This is a genomic window from Flavobacterium xizangense (assembly GCF_054075145.1).
The window spans coordinates 1-1,932 of record NZ_JBSIPG010000024.1 but is presented as its reverse complement, the minus strand read 5'-3'; the positions used below and the strand labels follow the sequence as shown (position 1 = coordinate 1,932).

The following is a 1,932-nucleotide window of genomic DNA, read 5'->3' as shown; positions in this document are numbered from 1 at the left end:
AAAATATAATAAAGTTATGTTGCAATTAAATGTAAAGAACGAAACGTCAAGACTGCGTGCCGTGGTTTTGGGTTCAGCCGTTCATAATGGGCCAACTCCAACCTTAGAGGAAGCTTATGACCCTAAGTCATTGGAACATATTAAAGCAGGAACCTATCCGATCGAAAAAGACATGGTTTTTGAAATGGAAGCTTTTAATTCTGTTTTTCAAAAGTATGACGTTAAGGTCTATCGTCCGGAAATGATTGAGAACTACAATCAGATTTTTGCCCGAGATATCGGATTTGTAATTGATGATGTCTTTGTAAAATCAAATATACTGCCTGATCGTGAACGCGAGCTAGATGCAATTCAATATGTGATAGATCAAATCGAGCCCCTAAAAGTTGTTCGTCCGCCTGAAGAAGTTCATATTGAAGGAGGCGATGTTATGCTTTGGAATGATCATATTTTTATAGGAACTTACAAAGGAAGTGATTATAAGGATTATATAACGGCAAGGACTAACATGCATGGGGTTAATTACATTAAAGAGCTATTTCCAAACAAAATTGTCAAAGAATTTGATTTGGTAAAATCTAAGTTGGAAGCTCGTGACAATGCATTGCACTTGGATTGCTGTTTTCAGCCCGTTGGAGAAAATAAAGGAATTATCTACAAAAGAGGTTTCCGTGAAGAAGCGGATTATTTGTATTTGGTGAATCTTTTCGGAAAAGAAAATTTGTTTCATATTGAGAGAGAAGAAATGTATAATATGTTTTCAAATGTGTTTTCGATTGATAAAAATGTTGTGGTTTCGGAGAAAAATTTCACGAGATTGAATAACTGGCTTCGTGCAAATGGTTTTACTGTAGAAGAAATTCCGTATGCCGAAATTGCAAAACAAGAAGGATTGTTGAGATGTTCAACACTTCCGTTGATTAGGGATTAAATAATTGTTTCAAGTTTCAGGTTTCAAGTTTTTACAGAACGTGAAACTTGAAGCCTGAAACAAAAAAAACATAAAAAATGAAACAGACAACAAATGCAATCGTAATGATTCGGCCAGTAGCATTCAGGATGAATGAACAGACCGCTGTAAATAATTATTACCAGAAAGTATTAGATGGACTTTTGCCTAGTACCGTAAATGCCAAAGCACAGCAGGAATTTGATGCTTTTGTTGAAAAACTAAGAGCTGTTGGTGTTGACGTAACGGTAATTGAAGATACTTTGGAAACAGATACTCCGGACAGTATTTTTCCAAACAACTGGGTTTCATTTCATGAAAATGGAGACGTCGCACTTTATCCAATGTTTGCCGAAAACCGACGCCAAGAACGCCGCGAGGATATTTTGGACACTTTGGAGGAAAAAGGTTTTGAGATTTCCAATATAATGGATTATACATCTGCAGAAGATGATGGTTATTTTCTAGAAGGAACGGGAAGTCTTCTTCTGGATCGTGCCAATGCAAAAGCGTATTGCGCTTTGTCGCCTCGTGCCGATGAAGAATTATTTATTGAATTCTGTGAGGATTTTGATTACGCACCAGTAATTTTTGAAGCTTTTCAGACTGTTGATGGAGAACGAAAACTCATTTATCATACAAATGTGATGATGTGTCTGGGGGAAACTTTTGCCGTTATTTGCGCAGATTGCATCGATGATAAGAAAGAGCGTAAAATGGTTTTGGATAATCTTAAGCAAGACAAAAAAGAAATCATTTTAATAACCGAAGATCAGGTAAATAATTTTGCCGGAAATATGCTGGAAGTTAGAGGGGCAAACGATAAAAAGTATCTTGTTATGAGTGCATCGGCTCATCAAAGTTTGACTGCACAACAAATTGCACAATTAGAAAAACACGCCGAAATTTTAAGTTCGAGCTTGGATACAATTGAAGCTTGTGGCGGTGGAAGCGCACGCTGCATGATGGCTGAAGTTTTCTTG

The 1,932-nt window shown here is 36.8% G+C and carries 2 protein-coding genes; both read left to right on the top strand.

Features of this window, described 5'->3' with window-relative positions; all coding sequences use genetic code 11:
• Positions 1-16 precede the first annotated feature (16 nt).
• Positions 17-931 (top strand): dimethylarginine dimethylaminohydrolase family protein, encoded by a 915-nt coding sequence (locus ACWA1B_RS22330; RefSeq protein WP_456910779.1) that lies wholly within the window; start codon positions 17-19, stop codon positions 929-931.
• Positions 932-1,008: 77 nt separating this feature from the next.
• A partial coding sequence (gene ctlX / locus ACWA1B_RS22325) for a citrulline utilization hydrolase CtlX (RefSeq protein ID WP_456910777.1) occupies positions 1,009-1,932 on the top strand: 924 nt, incomplete at its 3' end.

Excerpts from the sequence above, each read along its gene's own strand:
- ACWA1B_RS22330 (WP_456910779.1), top strand. The coding sequence starts at position 17 with ATGTTGCAATTAAATGTAAAGAACGAAACGTCAAGACTGCGTGCCGTG.